This is a genomic window from Flagellimonas alvinocaridis (assembly GCF_004916895.1).
Classification (GTDB): Bacteria; Bacteroidota; Bacteroidia; order Flavobacteriales; family Flavobacteriaceae; genus Flagellimonas; species Flagellimonas alvinocaridis.
The window spans coordinates 903,772-928,876 of sequence record NZ_SNTZ01000001.1 but is presented as its reverse complement, the minus strand read 5'-3'; the positions used below and the strand labels follow the sequence as shown (position 1 = coordinate 928,876).

Below are 25,105 nucleotides of genomic sequence, written 5' to 3'. Positions count from 1 at the left end.
TTAGTCAAAAGTACTAAATTTTAAATGTTTGGATGAAATCCGCGATTAAAACTGGTACGGGAAATTCCATTATTTGTTCCCATGAAATCCCATCTGGTAAAAGCTTCTTGGTTTCAACGATCCAGAATCTGGTATACAAATGCTGATGGGATAGTTTGTGGACAATAGGTGTCTCATTATACATGGAAAAAGAACGGTATCGTGGAAGTCTATTTTCTTCCATTAGAATTTGTTCAAATTCTTCAACTTGTAATTCCTTTTCGGATTCCAGCAAGGGAAACTGATATAGATTTTGCCATATGCCCTTTCCTTTTCGCTGTTCCAATAAGGTATTCTTTTGACCATCCAAAAAAACCAGATAATTAAAATATCGTCTTCGGGTCTTGGTCTTGTTCAGTTTTATGGGCAGAACATCCACTTTATTATCTTTCAGGGCCACACAGCTCTCTTGTAACGGACATAGCATGCAATATGGCTTTTTTGGCGCACATTGAATGGCCCCAAACTCCATGATACCCTGATTGTAGTCCCGAATTTGTTCCTCATTCATAACCTTTCTTGCCAATTCCTTGAAATGTTTGATTCCTTCAGAACTATTTATGGGTATACCCACGCCAAAATACCTTGCCAACACCCTGTATACATTACCATCAACAACAGGCTCCGGAATATTAAAACAGATAGATGCAATGGCACTAGCCGTATAGTCCCCAACTCCTTTCAAGGATTTTAACCCAACATAGGTATTCGGAAATGTGCCGTTGTGCTCGTTCACCACCATTTTGGCGGTCGCATGCAAATTTCTGGCCCTTGAATAGTAGCCTAGCCCTTGCCAAAGCTTTAAAATTTTTTCTTCTGGGGCCTTTGCCAAATGACGAACAGTAGGAAAAGCATCCAAAAACTTAAGGTAATAGGGTATTCCTTGAACAACCCGGGTCTGCTGAAGGATAATTTCAGACAGCCAAATATTATAAGGTTCTATGGTGTTCCTCCATGGCAACTCTCGTTTGTTCTTATGGTACCATTGTAAAATTTCTTGGGAAAAAGACATGCAGAAAAATACTATTGTCGGTGTGTGTCAGTTTATATACTTAAAATTAAAGGCTTTAAACGAAAGATTAATTTTAATGTTTATATTTGCAAGCCAAAAAAATAAGAAAAATAATCAAGAGAAATGACGAAAGCAGATATTGTAACTAGAATCTCAGAGAAGTTAGGTATTGAGAAAGGAGACGTTCAAGCAACAGTTGAATCATTTATGGAGGAGGTAAAATCGTCCTTGGAGAATGGAGATAATGTTTATTTAAGAGGTTTTGGAAGCTTTATCATTAAGACGAGAGCGGAAAAAACAGGTAGAAACATTTCAAAGAACACTACCATTAAAATCCCCGCACACAATATTCCTGCCTTCAAACCCGCCAAGGTGTTTGTTGAAGGCGTAAAAAGCAACGTACAAGTAAAATAATATAACTAACACTAAAGCAAGAGCCCTATGCCGAGTGGTAAAAAAAGAAAAAGACACAAGGTAGCTACGCACAAGCGCAAAAAGCGCAGAAGAGCTAACCGACACAAGAAAAAGTAGTTGTTGCAACTACTTTTTCATTTTACACAAACACGTTCTTTGACATAGAGATTCAAGAAACGAATTTCAATCGGTTTGAAATAGAACCGATACCATATATTGTTTAATCATTTATCCCATAACCTATTCCGGGATAAATTTAAAATCGATTCAGGTGAATAGAGAATTAATTGTTCGATCTAGTCCCGAAGCAGTCGATTTTGCCTTACTCAAGGATGGAAAACTTATAGAATTACACAAAGAAGAAGACAACAACAACTTTTCCGTAGGGGATATTTTTCTGGCCAAGATCAGAAAACCCGTTACAGGCCTTAACGCAGCATTTGTCAATGTAGGTTACGAAAAAGATGCATTCCTGCATTATCATGACCTGGGCCCGCAATTGTCTTCCATGCTGAAATTCATCAAAAAAGTTAGGACAGGGCGTTTAAAGGATTACACCCTGAAAGATTTTCCATTTGAAAAAGACATCGACAAGAATGGCAGCATCAATGATGTAATCAAAGCCAATCAGTCATTATTGGTACAAATTGTAAAAGAACCCATATCCACCAAAGGGCCCAGAATTAGTTCCGAGCTATCCATAGCTGGGCGCTATTTGGTCATGGTCCCATTTTCCGATCGGGTCTCGGTATCCCAAAAGATAGCGAGCAAGGAAGAAAAGGACAGACTTATCCGTTTGGTAAAGAGCATTAAGCCCAAAGGATTTGGTGTTATTATACGTACCGTTGCAGAAGGCAAAAAAGTTGCAGAACTGGACAAAGATCTTCAGAACTTGCTATCCAAATGGATAGCAATGTGCAAGAAATTGCAAAGAGCTCCGCACCCCTCAAAAGTTTTGGTAGAAGTCAATAGAGCTTCATCCATTTTAAGGGATGTTTTCAACGATTCCTTTTCAGGAATCCATGTTGATGATGAAACGCTCTATAATCAAATCAAGGATTATTTGCACGAAATCGCACCCGAAAAAGAAGCCATAGTAAAGCAGTATTCAGGTTCCGCTCCCATTTTTGAAAAATTCGGGATCGAACGGCAAATCAAGACCTCTTTTGGAAAAACGGCTTCCATGAGCCGTGGGGCTTATCTTGTCATAGAACATACTGAAGCGCTCCACGTTATAGACGTGAACAGTGGCAACCGTTCCAACAAGGCCAAGAACCAAGAGGATACCGCTCTGGAAGTTAACCTTTTGGCCGCATCCGAAATTGCAAGACAATTACGACTGCGAGATATGGGTGGAATCATTGTAGTGGACTTCATAGATATGACCAAAGGTGAACACAGAAGAAAGTTATTTGATCACCTAAGGGAAGAAATGAAGGACGACAGGGCAAAACACAAAATTTTGCCTCCAAGTAAATTTGGCCTGGTACAGATTACAAGGCAAAGGGTGCGCCCCGAAATGAACATTAAGACCAGTGAGGAAAATCCAAACGGCAACGGTGCCGAAGTGGAAGCTCCAATAGTCTTGATAGACAAAATACAAGCGGACCTTGAGCGAATTTTGAAAAGCAAGCAAGTAAACAATGGCATCATATTAAATACCCATCCGTTTATTGCTGCATATCTGACCAAAGGATTTCCATCCATACGATCCAAATGGTTTATGGATCACAAAAAATGGGTGAAAATACAACCAAGGGATGCATACAAATACCTTGAATACCGCTTTAAGAATAAAGACGGCAAAACAATACATATATAAGAAGCGGCTCCAAAATTGGAGCCGCTTTTTTGTTTTAAGGGATTTAGATACAAAGTGCTACTTTTATGATCCACCAATATTCATTGAAATGAGGATTCTATTATGTTTAGTTTTAATAATTGCCTTTGTGGGATGCTCTTCTGAATCCCAACAGCCATTGTCAACATTATTACAAACCTCAGAATCCATTAAGGGAAATGATCGCTACAAAGATTCTCCATATGTAACTGCGGGTGACCGGGTTTATATGGTCGGTCATCAAAACGGACAGTTCCCGCCTTTGGGATGGCATATAAAAGGCGAAATGGGCGGTATATGGAACCATCCTATAAAACTTTTGGATGGGTTTGATGCAGAAATTCAGTTGGAAAACGATACTTTACAGCTGAACAATGCCACTGACTTTATCAACTATCCTTTTGCCAATCAACACATCTTTGATTTTCCTTCCAAAAACATTTCCGTAGACCGCATACAATTTGTTCCAGACACAACTCAGGGTGTATTTGTTCAGTTTGTGATACATAACAAGGGTGCCACGGAAAAATCCATGAAGTTTACGTTTACTGGACATACAGACCTAAGGCCAACATGGCTAGGCGAACGAACCCAAATGCATGATGCTGTGGACAACATAAAATTTGATGGCAGCAAATGGGTTGGAAAAGACGAAGACAACCCATGGTTCACAGTTTTTGGGTCTGACCAGAACCCTTCATCTAGCTCTTCCCCAGAGAAAATAAATGGCGAAAACGGTAAATCCGGCTCTCTTGTGTATGCCTTTACGGTGCCCAGTAAATCTGAATATATTCTCAATTTTGTGATTTCCGGTTCGTACAAATCCCAAGAAGAGGCTTTGGCCACATATCTTGACATACACAATGGTTTCTTTAAAATGGCGCAGCAGAAAAAAGAGCGTTACGCCCAACTAGCCCATCAATCCAAGCTTACCATTCCCGACAAAAATATGCAGCAGGCGTTTGAATGGCTCAAATACAATTGCGACTGGTTGGTACGGTCCGTTCCAGAAATAGGTACGGGCATAGGAGCTGGCATCCCCGATTACCCATGGTGGTTTGGTGTGGATAGTGAATATGCATTAAAAGGGTACATGGCGATTGGCCAAAAGGATATTGTAGAAAAAACAATTATGCTATTGGATAGTGTTTCTCTTGCGGTAAATGGCAACGGCAAGATCCTTCATGAAATGTCTACAAACGGCACCGTATTCAACCCTGGGAATATCAACGAAACCCCTCAGTTTGCGTCTTTGATCTATCATATTTATAAGTGGAACGGTGATTTGGAGTTTCTAAAAAAATACTTCCCAACAGTTCAAAAAGGGTTACAGTGGCTTATGGATGAAAATGATAGCAACAATAACCTATTCCCAGATGGTTTTGGGATGATGGAAATCCATGGTCTGGACAGCGAGATGATCGATGTTGCTGCGTATACCCAAAAGGCTTTTGAAGATGCTTCAAAGATGGCGACCGAACTGGAAAAGTACAATTTGGCAAAAGAATATCAGGCATTGGCAGATACACTTCGAACCAAAATCAATACAGATTTTTGGTCCGAACCATTCGGTTCTTATGCAGACTTTCTGGGCACGGACCAACAAGCATTGCATTTAATAGACGACGCCGTGGTTAGGGCAGACACCCTGAACAAGCCGTGGGCCATTGAAGAACTCCAGGCTACCAAGAAGGCAATTTTGGGTCAACAATCCACTTCCTTGAAACCTTTTGTGCTACACCATAATTGGGTGGTGAACACCCCAATGGAAATGGGCATAGCCGACAGTACAAAAGCCATAACCGCCTTAAATACCGCAGAGAAATATACCAATCCATTTGGCATGTTTGTTACGGGAATAGATAGAGATGAGTCTGCAGGAAAAGACATTGGATCGTTTAAGGGGAGTAAAGTCTTTTCATATACAGGTGCCGTGATGACCTTGCCCACTGGAGTGCAAGCCATCGCCGAGAACAATTATGGTAGACCCGATAACGCCTTGGATTATCTAACCAGAATGACCCGAACCTTTAGCTACGCCCTTCCCGGTAGCATGTACGAGGTTTCCCCAGACTATGGGATGATTGTACAAGCATGGAACATTTATGCCTTTGCAATTCCTATTGTGGAACAATTTTTTGGTATAAATCCAGAGGCAAATCGAAATACTGTGATTATTAAACCCCAAATGCCTTCAAAATGGGACAAGGCCTCTTTGGAAAATGTTTCCGTAAGCAATAATCACATTTCCATTTGGTATGAAAACAACAACGATCATTTCAAAATTAAGATTGAGCAAACCCAACCTGATTGGACCATCAAACTTATTTTACCACAAGACCATAATTTAACTGCTGAAGGAGGAGCAAAATTAAATATGGTTGATGGAAAAACCGTCTTCACCGCTACCAATACCACTAGCTTGGTGGTTTCCAAACCTAATATGAAACCATGAACAAACAAGCCTTTCAAAATAAACATTATACCGTGGACGAAGCCACTAAAAAACTGGAAGGATTCTGTGCGTATCAGGAGAGGAGCCATAAAGAAGTAGTGGAAAAATTAAGGGGCATGCATATGATTCCCGAGGCCATTGACCACATTATTACCCATTTGATCCGAGAGAATTATCTAAATGAGGAGCGCTTTGCCAAAAGTTATGCCCAGGGCAAGTTCAACATAAAAAAATGGGGTAAAAACCGCATTGTCCTGGAATTGAAACAACGTCAAATCTCCGCCTACAATATAAAAAGTGCCCTAGCAGAAATTGATGAAGGTGAGTACCTTGCCACATTGGATGAGCTTGCAAAAAAACGGTTGAGACAAATTAAGGAGACCAATAGCCAAAAAAGAAAGAAGAAATTGGCCGATTATTTATTCTACAGGGGTTGGGAGACCCACTTGGTCTACGAGAAAATCAATGAATTGATCTAACCCATTCTATTTTCCGTCAATATTTTTTCAGTACGGACAACAGCTTCCTCATTCTTCCAATCTATCCATTTTTGCCCTTTGAGCCTACGCATAAGATTATCAAAATGCCTCATAAAGAAAATGTTGTAAACCGCCTTGCTAAAATTCTTGGGCTTTCTGGCAATGGCGCGCAAACTCATGGAAAATCCCGGGGTAACATATTTCATATGATGCCAATATCCTTCAGGAATGTAAAGTACGTTACCATGCTCCAATTGGGCTATGTGCCCTTTGGCATGTTGCAGGGCTGGCCATTTTTCCATATCCGGGTCTGCAAAATCTATATCCTCCCGGGTAATCAAGGAGTGGGGAATTTTGTACAAAAACTTGGTTTCGGATTGCGAATATAGAATGCATTGCTTTTTCCCTTCAAAATGAAAGTGGAAGATGTTCGCCAGATCTATATCATAATGCATAAAGGTATGGGAGTTACTGCCCCCAAAGAACAACATGGGAAGTCCTTTCATCAATCTCAATCCAAAATCGGGATAGGTAAAATCTTTTTGTAATTGGGGAACTTCCTTCAATACATTCCAAAGGAAAATACGATACTTTGTTGGACCCTTTTTTAAAAGATCCACGTAGTCCCGCATTTTCATTTTTGCATGCGGCTCGTTGAATCCTTCGTCATGTTTTACCGGACGATCATCATACAAGGGAACGGTTTTATCACCTGCCACCTCTTTCATGTACTCTAGATTCCATTTGGAATACGCGGGCCAATCCTCAATAAAGCGCTCAATAACCACTGGTTTTTGGGGCTTGAAGTATTTACGGATAAACTCTTTCTTGGAAAGGGTCTCCTCCCTGGGAATCTGTTCAAGGTGCAGCTTCAAAATTTCAATGAGTTTGAAACGACTAAATTAGTAAAAAGGTTTTAATGTGGTTTAAACCTTATTCCTTGGGCAACAAGCTGGCTTTTTGCTTGGCTGTTTCATTGCGTTCAATGGTATGTCCGGGTCTGGTCCACTTGGGTTTTTCACCCAAAGATTGGTGAGTACTTTCATTGGCCTCCACTGTTTTGGGCTGAGGAGCTTTTACAAACGCTTTCTGTGGATTTAGCCCCAATTGCTTGAACATTTCCATATCCTCATTTACATCTGGATTGGGTGTGGTCAATAGTTTATCCCCGGCAAAAATAGAGTTGGCCCCGGCAAAAAAGCACATGGCCTGTCCTTCCCTACTCATTTCGGTCCTTCCAGCTGAAAGTCTCACTTGCGTCTTGGGCATTACAATTCTGGAGGTGGCCACCATACGAATCATCTCCCAAATTTCTACTGGTTTTTGATCTTCCATGGGGGTTCCATCTACAGCAACCAAAGCATTGATCGGTACGGACTCGGGCTGTGGGTTCAATGTTGATAGCGCCACCAACATACCGGCGCGGTCCTCAACGGATTCCCCCATCCCAATAATACCGCCACTACAAACGGTAACATTGGTCTTGCGAACATTTTCTATGGTCTGAAGGCGATCTTCATACCCTCGGGTAGAAATTACCTCCTTGTAATATTCCTCAGAGGTGTCCAAGTTATGGTTATAGGCATAGAGTCCTGCTTCGGCCAAACGCTTGGCTTGATTTTCGGTCACCATCCCCAAGGTACAACATACCTCCATGTCCAATTTGTTTATGGTACGGACCATTTCCAACACTTGGTCAAACTCTGGTCCGTCCTTAACATTTCGCCAAGCAGCTCCCATGCAAACCCGGGAGCTTCCCGAAGATTTTGCACGAAGCGCCTGCGCCTTTACTTGTTGAACGGACATCAAATCGTTGCCCTCTACATTGGTATGGTACCTAGCTGCCTGTGGACAATACCCGCAATCTTCCGGGCAGCCTCCAGTCTTAATGGAAAGCAAGGTTGATACTTGAACTGTATTAGGGTCGTGGTATTCACGATGTATAGTAGCTGCTTCATAAAGCAGTTCCATTAAAGGTTTGTTGTAGATTTCAAGGATTTCTTCCTTGGTCCAATCGTGTTTAGTAGCAGTCATATTACTCAGAAATCTTGTTCAAAAATAAGGCATTCTAACTTATTAAGGACATCAAGCCTACAATAATGGCAGACTCCTTTTATTAGGTCCCTGGTCTATGCAGCAATACGCTTACTGCGTTTCCTCCAAAGCCCACGGCATTCACCATAATTCTCTTTAGGGAATTGTTCTGTTCTTGGTTCTTGAAGAAGGGTCCGGGAATGCACTGTTGTTTTAAAAGCATTAAAACAGCCATTTCCAAACTCAACAGTCCAGAAGCACCAAACGTATGGCCAACCTTCCATTTATTGGTAGTTAAGTAAGGGTGATTTTCTCCAAAGATCTTTTTAATGGCCAGATACTCCGACTGGTCTCCCTTTATTGTTCCGGGCGCGTGAAGCACTATCGCATCAACATCGCGCGGTTCGCTTTCACCCAAGGCCATTTTCATGGAATCTTGAAAGCATTTGGCATCGGTGGAAATGGATACACTGTGTTCCAAGGGTTCCGTAGCATATCCAATACCTTCAATTAAGGCCAGGGCATTGGAGTCCACTCCTTTTTCCAAGCAAGCCAAAGCGGCTGCCTCTCCCAGAACCATAGTATTTTTGGTTTTATTTAAATCCATGGCTTTGCAAGGAAAATCATCTCTCGACTGCGCTCGAGATGACACTATTGAATACACTTTAAGTGCCTGCATTTGGGCAATTGTGAATGGCGTCAATGGCGCCTCACTTCCTCCCACCAAAAACTTATCTGTAAGTCCGCTTTGAATCCAGGCCACTCCATTCAATACCGCATGAAGAGCAGTAGAGCACGTTATGGAGTGTGAAATCTCCGGGCCTTTGGATTTTAGGTCATGGGCCACCCAAGATGATATATTTCCCAATGTCGTGGTGGGCGAACTCAGGGTAGCGGCATTTCCTTCTTTTAAAAAATCTTCATGGTATTTTTCAAAAAGGGTAGTCGCACCTCTTGATGACCCTATATTGATACCAAACTTGGATTCATTCTTCCAGCCTGCATCCTTTACGGCCTTTCGCGCGGCATAAATGGCAAAAAGAACTGTATCGTCCAGCGGCTTATATTTGATATCCGATTGGCGCAACTGTTGAATTTCTTCATTAATGCTTTTGGGCATATGGGAAGCCCATATTGTTTTACCCCCTATCCCTACTTCAGATAAATAATGGTCTTCCTTTAGGTAAGCATTCCATACTTCATCCAATGTGCTACCGAGTGCAGAAATGGAAGATAGTGCCGTAATGGAAATGGGTTCTTTCAACATAAGTAATCCTTAAATCGATTCAATAGCTGACCTGATAGCATCATATATCTTTTCCATTTGCTCCTTTGAAATAATGAACGGCGCCAAAATATAAATGGTGTTCCCCAACGGACGTAAAAAGACTCCGCTATCCATAAAGTGCTTGAAAAGTCGGTCCCTCAGGTTGCCATAGCGTTCCATCTTAACATTGAGGTCCAAGGCATAAATCACACCCAATTGGCGTGTACCAGCCACTTTGGGATGGTTTTTTACTTCTTCATTGAACTCTTGGTGCCAACGAACAATGTTTGAAATATTCTCCTGTACCTGATCTGTTTGAAGCAGTTCCAAAGCTGATAGAGCTGCGGTACAGGCCAGTGGATTTGCTGTATAGGTATGCCCATGGAAAAGTCCTTTTGCTATATCATCGCTATAAAATGCCCCATACACTTCCTCGGTGCATGTGGTGAGCCCCATGGGAACCAAACCTGCCGTAAGTGCCTTGGACAGGCACATGATATCGGGTTTGGTACTGAGGTAGTCCGATGCGAAGAACTTTCCGGTTTTCCCAAAACCTGTCATCACCTCATCGGCAATGGTTAGCACTTGGTGCTCTTTCAATAAGGCCAAGATTTGTTCTAATCCATCAGCATCATGCATTTTCATGGCGGCGGCCCCTTGAACCAAAGGTTCATAGATAAATCCGGCCAAATCATTGTTCTTCAACCGTTTTTTGAGCTGCTCTACTATTCCATCTATATTCTCTGAAGTAGGTACGGGAATGCGTTCCACTTCAATGAAAAATTCCTCGAACGGGCCATTGTATACCGATAAGCCCGAAACAGACATGGCGCCAAAGGTGTCCCCGTGGAAGCCTTCTTCAAAAGCCAGAAGTACGTTGCGCTTTTCTCCACGGTTAAAGTGATATTGCAAGGCCATTTTTATACCTATCTCCGTGGCCGTGGAACCATTGTCTGAAAAAAACATTTTCTCTTGATTCCCAGGAAGTATTTTGATGAGCTCTTCGGACAATCGAACCGCGGGTTCATGGGTGAACCCACTAAAGACCACTTGGTCCAAACGCTGCATCTGGTCCATGACCTTTCCCAAAATATAGGGATGGCAATGCCCATACATACAGGTATACCAAGACGATATACCGTCTATATACTCTTTCCCATCCTCATCATAAAGGAATGCGCCCTCTGCCCTGGCAATGGCCAACATGTTGGGGTGCATCTTATGCTGGGTCAAGGGATGCCATAGATGCTTTTTATCTCTTTGCGATAATTTTTCCACTACTTCTACCTTACTCAAACGTTTCAATTTATCTATCTTGCAAAGATGACAATTAATAGCCAAAAAACTTAATCGGGGCCGTGCTTAAAAAACTTATCTCCCTTTCTTCTTCCAATTACAAAAACCTGGATTGGAAAACGGTTCTTCTTATTTTGTTCCTCGTGGCCTTTTTTATTCGGTTTCCTTTTTTTTTCCGGGACTACGTAGACCGGGATGAAAGCACATTTATTATTATGGCCCAGTCTTGGGTAAATGGTCATTTGCCCTATACCAAATTATGGGATTTAAAACCTCCTATTACGTTTTTGTTCTTTGCGGTCATCATCAAAATATTTGGCAAAAGCTTTATTGCAATTCGATTGTTCGGAACCTTACTAGTGGCACTTACTGCTTTGTTCACTTATGGAATGACCACCAAAATAGCATCAAAAAAAGTGGCTTTTTGGGTCGCTTTGTTCTGCGTATTCTTCCAAAGCCTGTTTGGAAGCCTACAAGGGGTAATGTCCGAACATATCTGTACCTTTTTCTTTACAGTCGGGGCATATCTCTTACTGACCAAGGACCACGGAAAATGGTATTTTTTGACAGGACTCTTTTTTGGACTTTCCATAATGTCAAAATTAAACATGGCCTATCCAGTTCTAGGGCTAGGGATTTATTTTTTGTGGGAGGGATTTACCCATAAACGATTAAAGGCCAACCTTAAAAATTTAACTTTAATGGGATTGGGTGTGATCGGCACCATTGCCCTTACCGCTCTTCCATACTATTTTGAAGGGAAGACCCAGATTTGGTGGCAATCCATTTTTGAGGCACCCCTAGCGTATTCAGATTCCCAATTCCACTCTCCCCTCAAATCTTTGCCCTTTATATTGGCTTCAACACTGTTCTTTTACTTTGCCTACAGGAAAGAACTGGTAAACTTCAAGAGCAAGCCCATTCAAATCTTGTTGATAATTTTTTCGGGTGTCATGCTGTCCTTCGTTCAAGCGGGTAAAGTCAATGGGCATTATCTAATACAAGTTTATCCCTTTATATTGGTTCTATTTGGAATTGCCATAAGTAAATTTGTGCCCCATAAGAAAGTATTTAAACCGTTGGTCGCCGTACTACTGTTGCTTATTCCGATGGAAGCTTATCTTGAATATGTAAATATTGCAAAGAACAAGATAGAAAAAGGCTCTTTTTTTAATGGCGAGGGTATTGATGTTCCATCCTATATTGAAGCCAATAGCTTAGAGATCAAGAATATCTTTTTTACTGAGTACCATATTGGGTACTGGGTTTTGGGAGTTGATCCCCCTACCACGGCTGCCACCCACCCAAGCAACATTACCCGTGACGTGTTGTATCCTTACATGGAAAATCCTAGAAAAACTGGCATTGAGGAACTACAATACATCATGGAAGTGTTAAAACCCAAAACGCTGGTTGCTCGGAAAGGCAAAAAAATATTCGACAAAAAGTTGGTTAGGTACAACACCTATATTGATGCCTATTTGGCAAAAAACTACACTTTGCTTGCTACCGTGGACCGTGGTCTTATATATCAGCGCCTAGAATGATTTCAAAGCCGGTCTTAATTGGCCTGCATATTTTTTCACAGTCACTTTGTCAAACTTTTGCTCCTCATTAATTCTTCCCAAGAAAGTAATCCCAGATTTCTTTAGAATGATTTCTTCCGTGGTTGGGTGCTCATCCCCGCTAAAGATAATCCCAATCTTCACGCCTTTTTCTTGAAGTTTTTCCACAGTCAAAAGGGTATGGTTAATGCTTCCCAAATAGTGTCTGGAGACCACAATAACCTTATAGTCAGGCATTATCAAATCAAAAATGGTATCTGAGTCGTTCAATGGCACCAACAATCCTCCAGCTCCTTCAATTACCAAATGGTTATTGGTTTTTGGCTCTTCAATTTTGCTCACATCAATGGTGATGCCATCAATATTAGCAGCCGCATGCGGGCTCATGGGCGTTTGCAGGGCATAACTGTTTGGGTGAATAACGGTTTTCTTATTCGATATAAAACCCTCCACTTTATGGCTATCCGAATACTCCAAATCACCCGCTTGAACAGGTTTCCAATAGTCTGCTTTCAAAGCTTCGGTAACTATGGCGGAAACCACCGTTTTTCCCACTTCTGTTGAAATTCCTGTTATAAATAGTTTCATCATTTTTCGGGTCTTGTGATAAAGTTACACTGCATGCATCTGTACTTGGCCGACTCAAAAAATGGAAAAAGCTTAAGAAATAGCCCTTTTCGGGAATAATATTTCTCAGACTTGGTGGCCTTACAGTTGGGACATACAATCAAATTTCCTTCTTTATCCCTTGCATAACTTTTGATCTCTTCATAAATCTTCAAGGCCTCATCTTTTTGCGATTTGTACACCTGCAAACGAATGCGGGAGTAGCTCGTGGCCGTGTGATAATTTAGATTCTCCTCCCATATAAAAGCAGGAATCCCCTCAGATTCAAGTTTTGCTTTGGCAATTTGGGCATCTGACTCCAGAAAAAACAAGTCAAGTGTGTAAAATTCCTTTTTCACTGGGTTATAAATTGTACCAAATGCAAAACTCGGGAAATTTCTTCTTTTGTGTTGTAGGTATGTAAGCAAAACCGCAATCGTTCACTCCCCTCCTTTACCGTTGGGGAAAGAATGGGTTTTACATCAAAGCCTTCTTCCTGTAACTTGGTCGCCAATGCTTTCACCTTTTCATTTCCCTTCACCAAGGCACATTGGATGGCAGAATCGCTCTCAATAAAACTGTCCGTTAAGCCCAACAGGCGTATCTGCTCTTTAAAGCATTGGATATTCTTGAACAATCTCTTCAAAAGTTCGCTCCCCTTACTCCCTAAATATTGGTATGAAGCCAAAATAGTGGCCACAGAGTGTGGTGGTAGTGCAGTGGTATAAATAAAGCTCCGAGAAAAATTGACCAGATATTTCTTAAGATCCATAGAACCCAATATGGCCGCTCCATGACATCCCATGGCCTTCCCAAAAGTGATGATTCGGGCGAAAACGAGTTCCTCAAGTCCTAGTTGACAAACCAAATCTCTTCCCCCACCAAATATTCCCGTGGCATGGGCTTCATCAACCACCAAAAAACAGTTTTCCTCAATACAAAACTTGGCCAACGCCTTTAAATTGGGTGAATCTCCATCCATGGAAAACACCGATTCAGTTACAACATAAACGGTATTCTCGGTGCCCAACGGTGTTCTAATCGTGCTTAGTTTCTCCCTCAAACTACTAAGGTCATTATGCGAGAACCTGTAGCTTTTTGCATGCCCCATTTGAATACCATCACGGATACTGGCATGAATCAATTCGTCATACAAAACAAAATCGCCACGTTGGGGAACAGAGGAGAAAAAACCAATATTGGCATCGTACCCAGAGTTGAACACCAAAGCCGCCTCCGACCGATGATGTTTGCCTAGAAAATCCTCCAAATCCTTATAGAGTTGATGGTTCCCCGTCAGCAGTCTGGAGCCTGTTGCCCCATTTCTGCGAGGTGTACTTTCCATAATTTCTGAAGTCATTTGCGACAACTCCGGACTTTGAGCCAGACCAAGGTAATTGTTCGAGGAAAAATCGACCAGACCATTACACAATGGCAATTCCCGTAAGGAATTATCACCTACCCGCTCGGCAAGTTTGGATTGTAGTTTTCTCGGTAATCTCCCCATAGCACAAATGTAGTACTTACTGTTTTTAAACAGTATATTCGTTTTCACTAAACCTTTTGAAAATGAAATTTGTTCTTTCCCTTTTTGCCGCAATTTTTGGTTGGTTGTCCATGATGGCACAGACCAACACCTATTCCATTTCGTTTGAGAATGCCGTGCATCATGAGGCATCTGTAAAGGCCACTTTTCCCAATTTGAAGATGGACACGATTTCCTTTCGGATGAGCCGTACATCTCCGGGAAGGTATGCTTTGCATGAATTTGCCAAGAACGTTTATGGGTTTAAAGCTTTTGATAGCAAGGGTAGGGAATTGGCCGTACATCGTCCCAATCCATACGAATGGCAAATAAGTGGGCACGATGGTTTGGTTCAGGTCAAGTATACTTTGTTTGCCAACCGCGGTGATGGGACTTATGCACAAATTGATGAAACCCATGCCCATTTAAACATCCCGGCGACTTTTATGTACGCTCCATCTTTGAGTGACCGTAAAATAGAGGTAACATTTAATGTCCGTGAAGATCTAAACTGGAAAGTGGCCACCCAATTACCCTTGGTTTCCGGCACCACCTACACGGCGCCAAACCTTTACTACTTTATGGACAGTCCTACCGAAATCAGTGATTTTACCTTAAAATCGTTTCAGGTTGATGGACAGACCATACAATTAGCGTTGCACCATAATGGCACAGAAAATGAGGCCGACACCTATTTTGAAAAAGTGAAAAAAGTAGTCTTAGCGGAAAAAGATGTTTTTGATGGGCTTCCCTCTTTTGATTATGGAACCTATACCTTTTTGGCTTGTTACATCCCCAATGCATCCGGCGATGGTATGGAGCATCGAAATTCTACCATTTTAACCAGTACACGCAGTTTGGCCAATGGAGGAATGGAGCGCAATATTGGTACGGTGTCCCATGAGTTTTTCCATGCGTGGAACGTGGAACGGATACGACCCAAATCTTTGGAGCCTTTTGATTTTGAGGCGGCCGATATGAGTGGTGCGCTTTGGTTCGCCGAAGGCTTTACAAGCTACTATACCAATCTCATCTTGTGCCGGGCCGGCCTCATATCACCAAAAGAATATGTGGAAGGCATTACCGGTACCTTTAATTATGTATGGAACTCGCCTGCCCGACAATTTTTTAATCCTGTAGAAATGAGTTATCAAGCTCCTTTCGTTGATGCCGCCACTTCCGTTGATCCCGTAAACAGGGAAAACACTTTTATTTCTTATTATTCTTATGGCAGCGTCCTAGGTTTGGCATTGGACCTTTCTTTACGTGAAAATGGTCTTACCTTGGATGATTTTATGAAGTCGGTTTGGAACAAGTATGGAAAACCCGAAATACCCTATACCATCGCAAATCTTCATGATGCCCTAAACGAATTTGCCGGCAAAACTTTTGGGGATGATTTTTTCAATAATTTCATCCATAATAGTGCCATGCCCGATTATGTTTCTTTGTTCAATACTGTTGGTGTGCAAGTGCAGCAACCCAAGACCGAACCTTATTTTGGAGCCTATACTTCCATGAGTCCAGATAATTCAGGATATAAAATATTGAGAAACCCCATAATAGGTAGCCCTGCCTATCTCGCTGGCTTGGACAATGGCGATGTAATTCTCAACATCAATGGCATTTCTTTTTCTGAAGACCAAGATTTCATAGATTATCTTAGACAATTTAATATAGGAGATTCCCTAAAAGTGACCTATGCCCGTTATGGGGTGCAAAAAATGACCTCACTGACTTTAAGCGCCAATCCTGATTATACCATCAACCTTATGGAAGATGGGGAGCAAATTCCATCAAATTCAATGCTCCAACAAAGAAAAAGTTGGCTTAAACACGACTAAATGATCTACTATAAACAGGCAAGTTCCCAAAAAGAATTGGAGCAGATTCTTTCTCTTCAACAAAAAAACTTGGCCAAAAGCCTAGCTACGGAGGAGTTGGAAAACGAAGGCTTTCTCACTGTGGAACATTCCATGGAAATCCTACAGGCCATGAATGATGAATGTGGACATATCATTGCTTTGGAAGACGGTAAAGTTATTGGTTATGCGCTTTGCATGCACCCCAAATTTGCCGATTCCATTGAAGTTTTAAAACCCATGTTTGCTGAAATCAATAAAGCAGTGGCCGGCAAAACCAATTATATGGTCATGGGACAAATCTGTGTTTCCAAAAGCCATAGGGGCAAAGGTATTTTTAGAAACCTATACTTGACCATGAAAAACAAACTGCCCGAAGGTTTTGACACCATCATTACTGAAGTGGATGGTAAAAACAAACGGTCTTTGACAGCACATGCTACCGTTGGTTTTGAAACACTAAAAATTTATACCTCCGGGGGTAAAGAATGGCACCTTATTATTTTGGAATAAGCACCTGTGTTAAATTTTGGGGTGTCTACACCTCCCCTTCCAAGACCGTCCCACTGGTCTTTGGTAAAATTACGTAGGCCAGTTAAAATATCCTTTACCTTCTTGATCTTGGTAACGGCCCCTATGCCTGTGGCCACGGAGAGTAATTCTTATTTGAACCTGCAACTTTGAATATTCAAATTCCCCCCAATTTCTTATTTGCACTAAGAAGTAATTTTTCCCAACTTTCTAGGTCAAAAACGATTTTGTATTCATTGCCTAAATTCATTTTTAATAATTGGGCGGAAAATATGACACGGTTAATGAATATGGAATACTGATACAAATCCTCAAAACCAGATTCCCTCCCATCCCTTTCATTATAAGTTGACTGATAAATTCGTTGGAGTTCCTCAATTTCATTTTTTAAAAATTTATCTACATTTAATGAATCTATACTTACGTTTTCCAAAATTGGCTTGTCAATACCAGTTTCTTCAATCCAAATTGGTGAACAACAATATTCAAAACTATACTTTAACTTTCTCATGTTTTAAAATGAAATTGGATTCGCACCTACAATACAGCTGATAGTCTACTATAAATAGTACCTAGTTGAAAGATATCTGACAATCGAACATTTCCAGAAATTCTCGCAAAATTGACTTCATCCAAAATATATTCCAACAGTTTAAAATTTGTTTTATAGGTTTTGTTATATAATTCAATTGCTTTTATCATGATATTTTCATCATCACATATAACCTCAAATATTAATTCTTTATTTCGCTCCATCGACTAAAATTAATTTTATGTTTGGAAACATTTCATTGAATTGCTGTATTACACCTTGACAAGAACTGCAATATTCCAATTCTGAAACAATTTTTAGCTCTCCAGTAACTTTTGGCATCACCGCACCAGGACTTCCTCCTAAATCATTTGCCAATTTGTTAAGCATTTTATATTCACTATCTGTATTTCTTAACCAAGAACGACCGCCACCACCATCAACTTTAATGGCTGTGAATATTTGTGGTTCGACATCAGGCTTAGCCTCACCACTCAACCACATTTTGTTATCAACAGTATTGCCATTTAAATTACCTTCAAGATAACCACAGTTTTTTCCTTTTAAATTGTTTGTAACTCTATAATTTTTTATAATCGTTGTTGCTTCCGCAATTTCGTCAATACTAGCTACAAAGATATTGGAGTATCCATTCCAATTTTCTCTAGCTAACCTACCCGGTCAAATCATCCCCAAATCTCCTTCCAAGATCGTCCCACTGCGCTTTGGTAAAATTACGCAGGCCAATTAAAATATCCTTTACCTTCTTGATCTTGGTAACGGCTCCTATGCCCGTGGCCACGGAGAGTAGCTGCACGTCCAGCACTGCCCGCTCATAACGTTCCTCATTTACAAAGGAGTAGTAGCTATAAACTTCCAAGGTTTCCCTCAGCTTCTCGGATATTTGGTCGCAAAGGTCTTTTATCTCTTCCCAATCCGTAATAAAATCAAAAAAGTCCTCCACGGCCTGTCTGGTGTCCTCAAAGCCTTTGTATTTGTCTAGATAATTGACCTATCTAAGTAAAACATTGACAATATCCAATCTTCCAAAGTAAAATCTATTTTCAAATTCTAATTCTGTTTTATTATTTATCACATCTTCCCTTTTTACCTCAATATTTATATAATTAGAAACAAAAAAATAACCATTGTCCCTTCTTACAATTTTTCCCTGAAAAGAACGTAAATCTGCATTGGCGCTTTGCTCAAAAAAAAGTGCCTTTATATTAATTTCAACCCATTGGTTCAATAGGTCTGTTAAGTCATGAGGTTTGGGATCAAATAATACTATTTCAGAATTATCAAGCAAACAACAGGTCACCCAGTAATCATATACTAAATCATTGTAAACAGCACCTTTTTCAACTTTCTTTATTAAAACTTTTGTGATCATTATTTGGGAATAAATAAAACCATCATTGCCAATTTGATATAAATGAAACAATATGTCCAATGAAAAAGTATTAGCACTTAACTTGATTAAATCCGATTATATCTAGCCTTCCAAAATAAAACACCGATTGTGTATTAAGTTTTAATTCTTGGGATTCTACATCTTCATTTGAAACCTCAATACTGATAGCTTCGTTTAAAAAATAATATTTATCGTTTTTAAACGTGATTTTTCCTTCAAGGGACAATAAATCTTTATTCTTACTCAATTGAACGAACAGCGCTTGAATTTGAGCATCAACCCATTTATTAACAAATTCATTTAGTCCAATCCTTTTGTAATCAAAAAGTATTATTTCTTGATTATTTTTCAACTTACATGTTATCCAGTAATCATAAACGTCACCATTATAGGATGCGCCGTCTTCAACTTTTAAAATAAATATTTCACTCATTATTTAATTGGATGAAAAGTTACGATGTATCCGTTATCACCAGTGGCAAGCAAAAAATTCTTATTCTTTCCATCACTTAAGATTATTTCTAAAGTAAATTCTAGATTATTTTTACCATTCATTGGTACAATATTTTTGGTTAAATATGATTTATCCTTAATTGTTTTAAAAAGTTTGTCTATCATATCATTTTGGCTCACAAAATATTTCATCAACTCCTTGTCGTTCCAATGTCTCTCAATTATATGTTGAAGACCTGCATTAGAATTTCCCTCTTCAAGAAAAATGATAAAGTCGTTCTTGTTTTTCACCACAAACTCCCCCATCTGTTCCCCCTCTTCTTCATGTCCCATAGAGTAGCCAATCAATTTTCCGAGAGAGCCCCCCAGACCGTTGGATTTTTATTCTGGTTCGACCTCCAAATTCTTCTGTGCTTCCTTTAGAGCCTTGAAAACTTCCCTTAAATTTTCCGGAGACCAGCCCACGCCCGCATACTGCTTCATAGTAATTTCATCATTACTGATTTTTAAGTATATACTATTTGTATGATACCATTGTACCAGTTTAATCCTAACCTCATTCAAGGGATACTTCAACCGTTTGGTTTCCATATATTCATCATACTCAACAAATAAATGTGTATCATCAAAAGACAGTTTTCGAATCAAGTATCTATTCGACTTATAGCTAAATAACATTGCTGATATTAGAAATAGTAAAAAATTTCCCAATAAAATGAGTAAGATAAAACCAAAGTCTTCGAAGATTTCCATGCCGTCTTGATATAAGAAAGCAAAAAAGATGATTAAAGTAAATGAGGAAACAAATAGAATATTCCATCTAATTTCTTTTGATATCCTCCTTTTGAAGGATCTTATTTTGTATTTAGTTTTAAAACTTTTCATTCTTCTTCAACTTCCTTTCTTAATTCACGAAGATCAAGGCTTTCATTTACAAGCTGGTACAAATCAATAAAATTATCTATCATTCTTAAAGTTTCTTTTTTGCCCAAAGTCCAATTTTTACTTTCTCTAAAATTTTTCCATAAGGCTTTTGTATCGTCATATGATTTATAACCAAAAACAATTGCTTCTATAAACTCCCCCATCTGTTCGCCCTCTTCTTCATGTCCCATAGAGTAGCCAATCAATTTTCCGAGAGAGCCCCCCAATCCACTCGGAATATTGTCGGCTTGCTCAAAGTTGCCCCCGGCATTGTAGTATAACTTTAATCCCCCAGAAACACTGGCCGCAGTGCCAGCACTTATCTCTAACATTGTAAAATAAGATATTGAACCACCACCGCTAGGCACTGCCGCCACAATGGCTATCACTCCTCCCGTAATCTGTACCACGTTGCCCAAGATACGCTGTTGTTTTTCAGCTTCAATATCTCGTAACATCTTCCAAATGGCGGCTTCGGTAGGGTTCTCGGCAAGTACTTTCATAATTGCCGTACCCGACTGGTAGTAGTTTTTGTGGTTTATGGCATTGTATCGTTGTCCCCTAAAATCAAACTCATGTACGTAGGTGTTGCTATCTTCCAGATAATTACTTGGTAAGTCACTTTTCAAAATTTCCCGTACCCTTCCCACTTTCTTAAATTCAAAATAAGGATCCCCATAATCAGCCTTCTTTCTGTAGATGTAGGTTGCAGCATTTACCTTGCTGGCATCTTCGTGTTCAAAAATATGGTCGTAATGTTCCTCCGTATGTTTTTTGTCATGCCCACCTGTTGCAATGTCAACTTCATATATGGTCACAATCAATTTTTTGGAGTTTTTAATTTTTTCTAAAATCTCGTTGATTTCTTCAAGTTTGTCCAAATCCTTTTTTGTATTGTCCAAATCGCTTGGAGTTTCTGGAATTTCATTATTGGTAGATGCCAAAAACTTATTCCCCACAATACGATTAGCTTCCTTCCGCATTGCCTCCGGTATTTTTGGGTTAGCATCCATGAGCGCTGCACTTTCTTCAAGTATTTTGGTCTGTGTGCTCCATCCTTCCTCAAATTCATCTTGGGTTATGTTTCCTTCTTCTTTTCTTCTAATTAATTCTTGCAGTTCATCAATCGCATCCCCTAACAAACTCACCAACTTTCCTAAATCACTAATAAATTGATCTAAGTCCCCAATATTTCCCCAAGTGGGGTCGTAACTTGTCTCCACCATCCCTTCAATGAGCTGGTAATCGGTGTTTACGGTGATGTCCTTGAAGCTAACCGCAATTTTGGTGTCCGCCAAGTAAGGCACGGTGATAAAACCTTGTCCCGAAAACCTGCCGTTGCTTCCCTGTACCTCAACCACGGTCACCGGAAAATCCCCTGCCAAGAAAACCTCGTTCACCCCAAGGTTCAACAATGGGTCTTGGTTGGCAATTTCAATCTCGGGCGGGATGCCGCAGTTGTAGTAGGCCATCTCATCATCGGTGGGCGTAGTGAACTCGTGTATCGGGGAATAGACCAGACCGCCGTTGGGGGTACACTCACCTCCCACTCGAAATTCGTAGGTGGTACCCGCTTCCAAATTGCGAATGGTAGTCCCATTGGTCTGCGACCACAACCCGAACCAGTCATCTTCGCCATAGCCGTTTTTACGATACTGCACCCGATAGCGCAGGTGTTCGCCCATTTGCCATGTGATGTTTACGGTCTGGGAATTCTCGGCCTCGGAGAGCACAAAATGGGGCACTGGGCAATCAGCCTTGTAGGTAAAGTGGTAGATCTCGCTCATCCCGTTGTTGCGGAACAGGGAGGTCTCCGTAAAGCCGTCACTCACAAAGGCCCTTACCTGCCAGCCATAGGTCTTGCCCTCCAAAAGAGGTGTCTGTGCCGGACCATAATGCAGGGTATTGGCAAAGGTGGTGGTCTGGTACAGCGGTGGACTGGCCAAAAAGGAGGCCTGTGGGTCCATAGCCGTATCCCATAGTTCTTTTAGGGTGAACTCGTACTGTACCGCCCCGGCGTTGATGTGTCGTGGCGTCCAGTTGAAAATGATGTTCTGGGGGTTCTGGGCCGTGACCAGGTCCCCTCGGAAGGGAACATTGAGCAGGGGCGGGTCGTTGAGCACCAGATAGATGTTGGCACAACTACGGTTGCTTATGCGCTGGCCCGAAAACTGGTCGTACACCTCAAAACAGAAACGGTACTGCCCTTCGGGTAACTGTTGGCCATACTGCTGCGGGGAGATGCCCACCAAATTGTTATAGTTAAAATAGGCCTGTAGGTCCAGATTGGTCAACCTGTTGTTGATCCCTCCGTCCAGAACTATGGGCAATGTGCCCGAGACAAAGTCCGTGGACTGGAAATTGATGCCCGGGCCTTCCACGAACAATTTCAACCGTACCTGCCTGCCAAATTCCTGCGCATCAGTGAGCAAAAGGTTCACGAAGAGCTTTTCCTGTGTGGTAGTAACGTAATCGGACAGTTGAAAACTATAGGGAGGGATGATCTGCGGGGTGACCTGTACCGGGTAGATTTGAGCGGTAATGGCAGTGAAATGGAGGAAACAAAAGATAAAGTGAAGCTTACATCTTTTGACAATGTAGGATAGTGGACTCATATAAGTAGTTTCTTTGCAATGGATTGTGGGAAGAATCATCCATGTTTAAAAACCAATATATGCCACCAATGGTAAGAATTTAAAGTCAATTGACGGATGCCCCTTTTGAATTGACGGAAATGAATTATTATGGGTCGGTACTTACTCGCCTATAAAAAAGAGGATTCAGAATAGTCAGAAATAAAAAAGCCGTCCAATTGGACGGCTTTTTTATTGTATTCATTCTTGTTTTTAATCCGCAAGAACAATGACTTTGTTATTCTTCATTTCAACAGTTCCACTGGTTATGGAAAGTACAGTCTCCCCGTCATTCCCTTTGGAAAACTTATTTTGGAAAGCCTCATCTATTTTGATGTCCCCCTTTACCTTAACTTTTCCTTCTTGTAACAAAGACACAATAGGGGCGTGGTTTTCCAACATCTGAAATTCTCCATTCACCCCAGGTACTGTAACTGCAGTTACTTCTCCGGCAAACAAGGTGGCTTCTGGTGATACTATTTCTAAATACATATTTATTAGTATTGAGATGTGAGATAGGAGTATTGAGATATATCTAACTACTCAATACTAGAATCTCAATTTTGTTTTAAGCTTCCGCCAACATTTTCTCTCCAGCCTCAATAGCTTCCTCAATGGTTCCTTTAAGGTTGAAGGCAGATTCTGGCAAGTGATCCAATTCACCATCCATAATCATGTTAAATCCTTTGATGGTATCCTTAATATCTACCAAAACCCCAGGAATACCAGTAAACTGCTCGGCTACGTGGAATGGTTGAGACAAGAAACGTTGTACACGTCTTGCTCTACCAACAGCTAATTTATCTTCTTCAGAAAGCTCTTCCATACCCAAGATGGCAATGATATCCTGAAGCTCTTTATATCGTTGCAACAACTCTTTTACACGTTGCGCGCATGCGTAATGTTCTTTACCTAAAATGTCCGGAGTCAAAATCCTAGAAGTAGAATCCAAAGGATCCACCGCAGGATAGATACCCAATTCCGCAATCTTACGGGAAAGTACCGTAGTTGCATCCAAGTGGGCAAATGTCGTAGCAGGCGCAGGATCCGTCAAGTCATCCGCAGGTACATAAACTGCCTGTACCGAAGTAATGGAACCTCTTTTGGTTGAAGTAATCCTTTCCTGCATGGCTCCCATCTCTGTGGCCAATGTTGGTTGATAACCTACCGCAGAAGGCATACGACCCAAAAGTGCAGATACCTCAGAACCAGCCTGAGTAAAACGGAAAATATTGTCTACGAAGAAAAGTACGTCTTTTCCTTGTCCGTCACCGGCACCATCACGGAAATATTCAGCAATGGTCAATCCAGATAGGGCCACACGGGCACGGGCGCCAGGAGGCTCGTTCATCTGACCGAAAACGAAAGTCGCTTTGGATTCCTTCATGGCCTTTTTGTCCACTTTGGACAAATCCCATCCTCCTTCTTCCATAGAATGCAAGAAAGCATCACCATATTTTATAATTCCAGACTCCAACATCTCACGAAGCAAGTCGTTTCCTTCACGGGTACGCTCACCAACACCAGCAAACACGGAAAGTCCACCGTGACCTTTTGCAATGTTGTTGATCAATTCCTGAATCAATACGGTTTTCCCTACACCAGCACCACCGAACAATCCAATTTTACCACCTTTTGCATAAGGCTCGATAAGGTCGATTACCTTAATCCCTGTAAAAAGTACTTCTGTTGAAGTGGAAAGGTCCTCAAATTTTGGAGCTTCCCTGTGGATCGGAAGTCCATTGTCTCCAGCTTTAAGAAGGTTTTCCATACCGTCGATAGCATCACCGATCACATTGAACAGACGACCATACACATCCTCTCCGATCGGCATTTGAATTGGTGCGCCTGTGGCAACCACTTCAACACCTCTGCTCAAACCATCGGTGGAGTCCATGGAAATGGTCCTTACGGTATTCTCACCAATGTGGGATTGTACCTCCAATACCAATTTGGAACCATCCTTTTTGGCGATTTCAAGGGAATCATAAATCTTTGGAATCTCTGTTCCCGATTCAAACTCAACATCAATGACCGGGCCTATAATTTGGGCAACCTTACCTGTAACTTTAGACATTACTGTGTTTATTTTTAATTGACTACGAGGAAAAAACCGTTTTTTTTCCGGCTGCAAAGATATACTTTTCCCTTTGTAATCAGAAACTAAAAACCTTCTTTTTTTAGCAATAAAAAAGGCACTGAAAAAATCAGTGCCCTTGAATTG

Annotated in this window: 25 protein-coding genes; 7 read left to right on the top strand and 18 right to left on the bottom strand. The window is 41.0% G+C overall.

The features are described from left to right. Nucleotides 1-13 precede the first annotated feature (13 nt). Nucleotides 14-1,051 carry an A/G-specific adenine glycosylase gene (gene mutY, locus EZV76_RS04200; protein WP_136565312.1) on the bottom strand — a complete coding sequence of 346 codons (1,038 nt, stop codon included), beginning with the start codon at nucleotides 1,049-1,051 and terminating at the stop codon, nucleotides 14-16. A 123-nt stretch (nucleotides 1,052-1,174) separates the two neighbouring features. On the opposite strand from mutY, the gene EZV76_RS04195 reads away from it, so the two are divergent. From EZV76_RS04195 to EZV76_RS04180, 4 genes are all read left to right on the top strand, one after another. Further along, nucleotides 1,175-1,465 (top strand): HU family DNA-binding protein, encoded by a 291-nt coding sequence (locus EZV76_RS04195; protein ID WP_036380395.1) that lies wholly within the window; start codon nucleotides 1,175-1,177, stop codon nucleotides 1,463-1,465. 271 nt (nucleotides 1,466-1,736) lie between these two features. After that, nucleotides 1,737-3,287, top strand: coding sequence for an Rne/Rng family ribonuclease (locus tag EZV76_RS04190; protein ID WP_136565311.1), 1,551 nt, complete (start codon nucleotides 1,737-1,739; stop codon nucleotides 3,285-3,287). 88 nt (nucleotides 3,288-3,375) lie between these two features. Beyond that, a complete protein-coding gene (locus EZV76_RS04185) occupies nucleotides 3,376-5,760 on the top strand; it encodes an alpha-L-rhamnosidase-related protein (RefSeq protein ID WP_136565310.1) in 2,385 nt (794 codons plus the stop codon). Beyond that, nucleotides 5,757-6,239, top strand: a complete 483-nt coding sequence (locus EZV76_RS04180) for a regulatory protein RecX (RefSeq protein WP_136565309.1) — start codon at nucleotides 5,757-5,759, stop codon at nucleotides 6,237-6,239. Before EZV76_RS04185 ends, EZV76_RS04180 begins: the two co-directional genes overlap by 4 nt. Here EZV76_RS04180 and EZV76_RS04175 read toward each other — a convergent pair. The 4 genes from EZV76_RS04175 to bioA form a co-directional block, all read right to left on the bottom strand. After that, a complete protein-coding gene (locus EZV76_RS04175; RefSeq protein WP_136565308.1) occupies nucleotides 6,236-7,114 on the bottom strand; it encodes a cupin-like domain-containing protein in 879 nt (292 codons plus the stop codon). The genes EZV76_RS04180 and EZV76_RS04175 overlap by 4 nt on opposite strands. 58 nt (nucleotides 7,115-7,172) lie before the next feature. Then, a complete protein-coding gene (gene bioB / locus EZV76_RS04170; RefSeq protein WP_136565307.1) occupies nucleotides 7,173-8,273 on the bottom strand; it encodes a biotin synthase BioB in 1,101 nt (366 codons plus the stop codon). Between the two features lie 82 nt (nucleotides 8,274-8,355). Then, nucleotides 8,356-9,540, bottom strand: a complete 1,185-nt coding sequence (locus tag EZV76_RS04165) for a beta-ketoacyl synthase N-terminal-like domain-containing protein (RefSeq protein WP_201741819.1) — start codon at nucleotides 9,538-9,540, stop codon at nucleotides 8,356-8,358. A 9-nt stretch (nucleotides 9,541-9,549) separates the two neighbouring features. Beyond that, on the bottom strand, nucleotides 9,550-10,836 hold the full coding sequence (bioA, locus tag EZV76_RS04160; RefSeq protein WP_262709744.1) for an adenosylmethionine--8-amino-7-oxononanoate transaminase: 1,287 nt from the start codon (nucleotides 10,834-10,836) through the stop codon (nucleotides 9,550-9,552). A gap of 62 nt (nucleotides 10,837-10,898) precedes the next feature. Between bioA and EZV76_RS04155 the strand changes: the two genes are divergently transcribed. Beyond that, on the top strand, nucleotides 10,899-12,383 hold the full coding sequence (locus tag EZV76_RS04155) for an ArnT family glycosyltransferase (RefSeq protein ID WP_201741818.1): 1,485 nt from the start codon (nucleotides 10,899-10,901) through the stop codon (nucleotides 12,381-12,383). Here EZV76_RS04155 and bioD read toward each other — a convergent pair. Genes bioD through EZV76_RS04140 form a run of 3 tightly spaced genes read right to left on the bottom strand, consistent with a single transcriptional unit; the run spans nucleotide 12,375 to nucleotide 14,514 of the window. After that, nucleotides 12,375-12,989, bottom strand: a complete 615-nt coding sequence (gene bioD, locus EZV76_RS04150; RefSeq protein ID WP_136565554.1) for a dethiobiotin synthase — start codon at nucleotides 12,987-12,989, stop codon at nucleotides 12,375-12,377. The two genes, EZV76_RS04155 and bioD, sit on opposite strands and share 9 nt — an antisense overlap. Further along, on the bottom strand, nucleotides 12,989-13,366 hold the full coding sequence (locus EZV76_RS04145; RefSeq protein WP_136565305.1) for a putative signal transducing protein: 378 nt from the start codon (nucleotides 13,364-13,366) through the stop codon (nucleotides 12,989-12,991). Before EZV76_RS04145 ends, bioD begins: the two co-directional genes overlap by 1 nt. After that, a complete protein-coding gene (locus tag EZV76_RS04140) occupies nucleotides 13,363-14,514 on the bottom strand; it encodes an aminotransferase class I/II-fold pyridoxal phosphate-dependent enzyme (protein ID WP_136565304.1) in 1,152 nt (383 codons plus the stop codon). Before EZV76_RS04140 ends, EZV76_RS04145 begins: the two co-directional genes overlap by 4 nt. Nucleotides 14,515-14,576: 62 nt before the next feature. Between EZV76_RS04140 and EZV76_RS04135 the strand changes: the two genes are divergently transcribed. Further along, complete coding sequence (locus tag EZV76_RS04135) at nucleotides 14,577-16,376, top strand: M61 family metallopeptidase (protein WP_136565303.1); 1,800 nt, start codon at nucleotides 14,577-14,579, stop codon at nucleotides 16,374-16,376. Continuing rightward, entirely contained in the window at nucleotides 16,377-16,907 is a 531-nt protein-coding gene (locus tag EZV76_RS04130) for a GNAT family N-acetyltransferase (protein ID WP_136565302.1), read from the top strand. Nucleotides 16,908-17,082: 175 nt separating this feature from the next. Here EZV76_RS04130 and EZV76_RS04125 read toward each other — a convergent pair whose 3' ends face one another. From EZV76_RS04125 to atpD, 10 genes are all read right to left on the bottom strand, one after another. Next, nucleotides 17,083-17,436 carry an immunity protein CdiI family protein gene (locus EZV76_RS04125; RefSeq protein WP_136565301.1) on the bottom strand — a complete coding sequence of 118 codons (354 nt, stop codon included), beginning with the start codon at nucleotides 17,434-17,436 and terminating at the stop codon, nucleotides 17,083-17,085. Between the two features lie 231 nt (nucleotides 17,437-17,667). After that, nucleotides 17,668-18,051 (bottom strand): deaminase domain-containing protein, encoded by a 384-nt coding sequence (locus EZV76_RS04120; RefSeq protein ID WP_500683420.1) that lies wholly within the window; start codon nucleotides 18,049-18,051, stop codon nucleotides 17,668-17,670. A 79-nt stretch (nucleotides 18,052-18,130) separates the two neighbouring features. Next, nucleotides 18,131-18,421, bottom strand: a complete 291-nt coding sequence (locus EZV76_RS04115; protein WP_136565299.1) for a hypothetical protein — start codon at nucleotides 18,419-18,421, stop codon at nucleotides 18,131-18,133. Nucleotides 18,422-18,469: 48 nt separating this feature from the next. Continuing rightward, nucleotides 18,470-18,850, bottom strand: coding sequence for a hypothetical protein (locus EZV76_RS04110; protein WP_136565298.1), 381 nt, complete (start codon nucleotides 18,848-18,850; stop codon nucleotides 18,470-18,472). A gap of 70 nt (nucleotides 18,851-18,920) precedes the next feature. Then, nucleotides 18,921-19,304 carry a hypothetical protein gene (locus tag EZV76_RS04105; protein WP_136565297.1) on the bottom strand — a complete coding sequence of 128 codons (384 nt, stop codon included), beginning with the start codon at nucleotides 19,302-19,304 and terminating at the stop codon, nucleotides 18,921-18,923. After that, nucleotides 19,304-19,657 (bottom strand): hypothetical protein, encoded by a 354-nt coding sequence (locus EZV76_RS04100; RefSeq protein ID WP_136565296.1) that lies wholly within the window; start codon nucleotides 19,655-19,657, stop codon nucleotides 19,304-19,306. Before EZV76_RS04100 ends, EZV76_RS04105 begins: the two co-directional genes overlap by 1 nt. 48 nt (nucleotides 19,658-19,705) lie before the next feature. Further along, nucleotides 19,706-19,972, bottom strand: coding sequence for a hypothetical protein (locus tag EZV76_RS04095; protein ID WP_136565295.1), 267 nt, complete (start codon nucleotides 19,970-19,972; stop codon nucleotides 19,706-19,708). 233 nt (nucleotides 19,973-20,205) lie between these two features. Continuing rightward, nucleotides 20,206-22,863 carry a fibronectin type III domain-containing protein gene (locus tag EZV76_RS04090; RefSeq protein WP_161594383.1) on the bottom strand — a complete coding sequence of 886 codons (2,658 nt, stop codon included), beginning with the start codon at nucleotides 22,861-22,863 and terminating at the stop codon, nucleotides 20,206-20,208. A gap of 231 nt (nucleotides 22,864-23,094) precedes the next feature. Next, nucleotides 23,095-23,373, bottom strand: coding sequence for a F0F1 ATP synthase subunit delta/epsilon (locus EZV76_RS04085; RefSeq protein WP_136565293.1), 279 nt, complete (start codon nucleotides 23,371-23,373; stop codon nucleotides 23,095-23,097). 76 nt (nucleotides 23,374-23,449) lie between these two features. After that, nucleotides 23,450-24,958 (bottom strand): F0F1 ATP synthase subunit beta, encoded by a 1,509-nt coding sequence (gene atpD / locus EZV76_RS04080; RefSeq protein ID WP_136565292.1) that lies wholly within the window; start codon nucleotides 24,956-24,958, stop codon nucleotides 23,450-23,452. Between the last annotated feature and the right edge of the window lie 147 nt (nucleotides 24,959-25,105).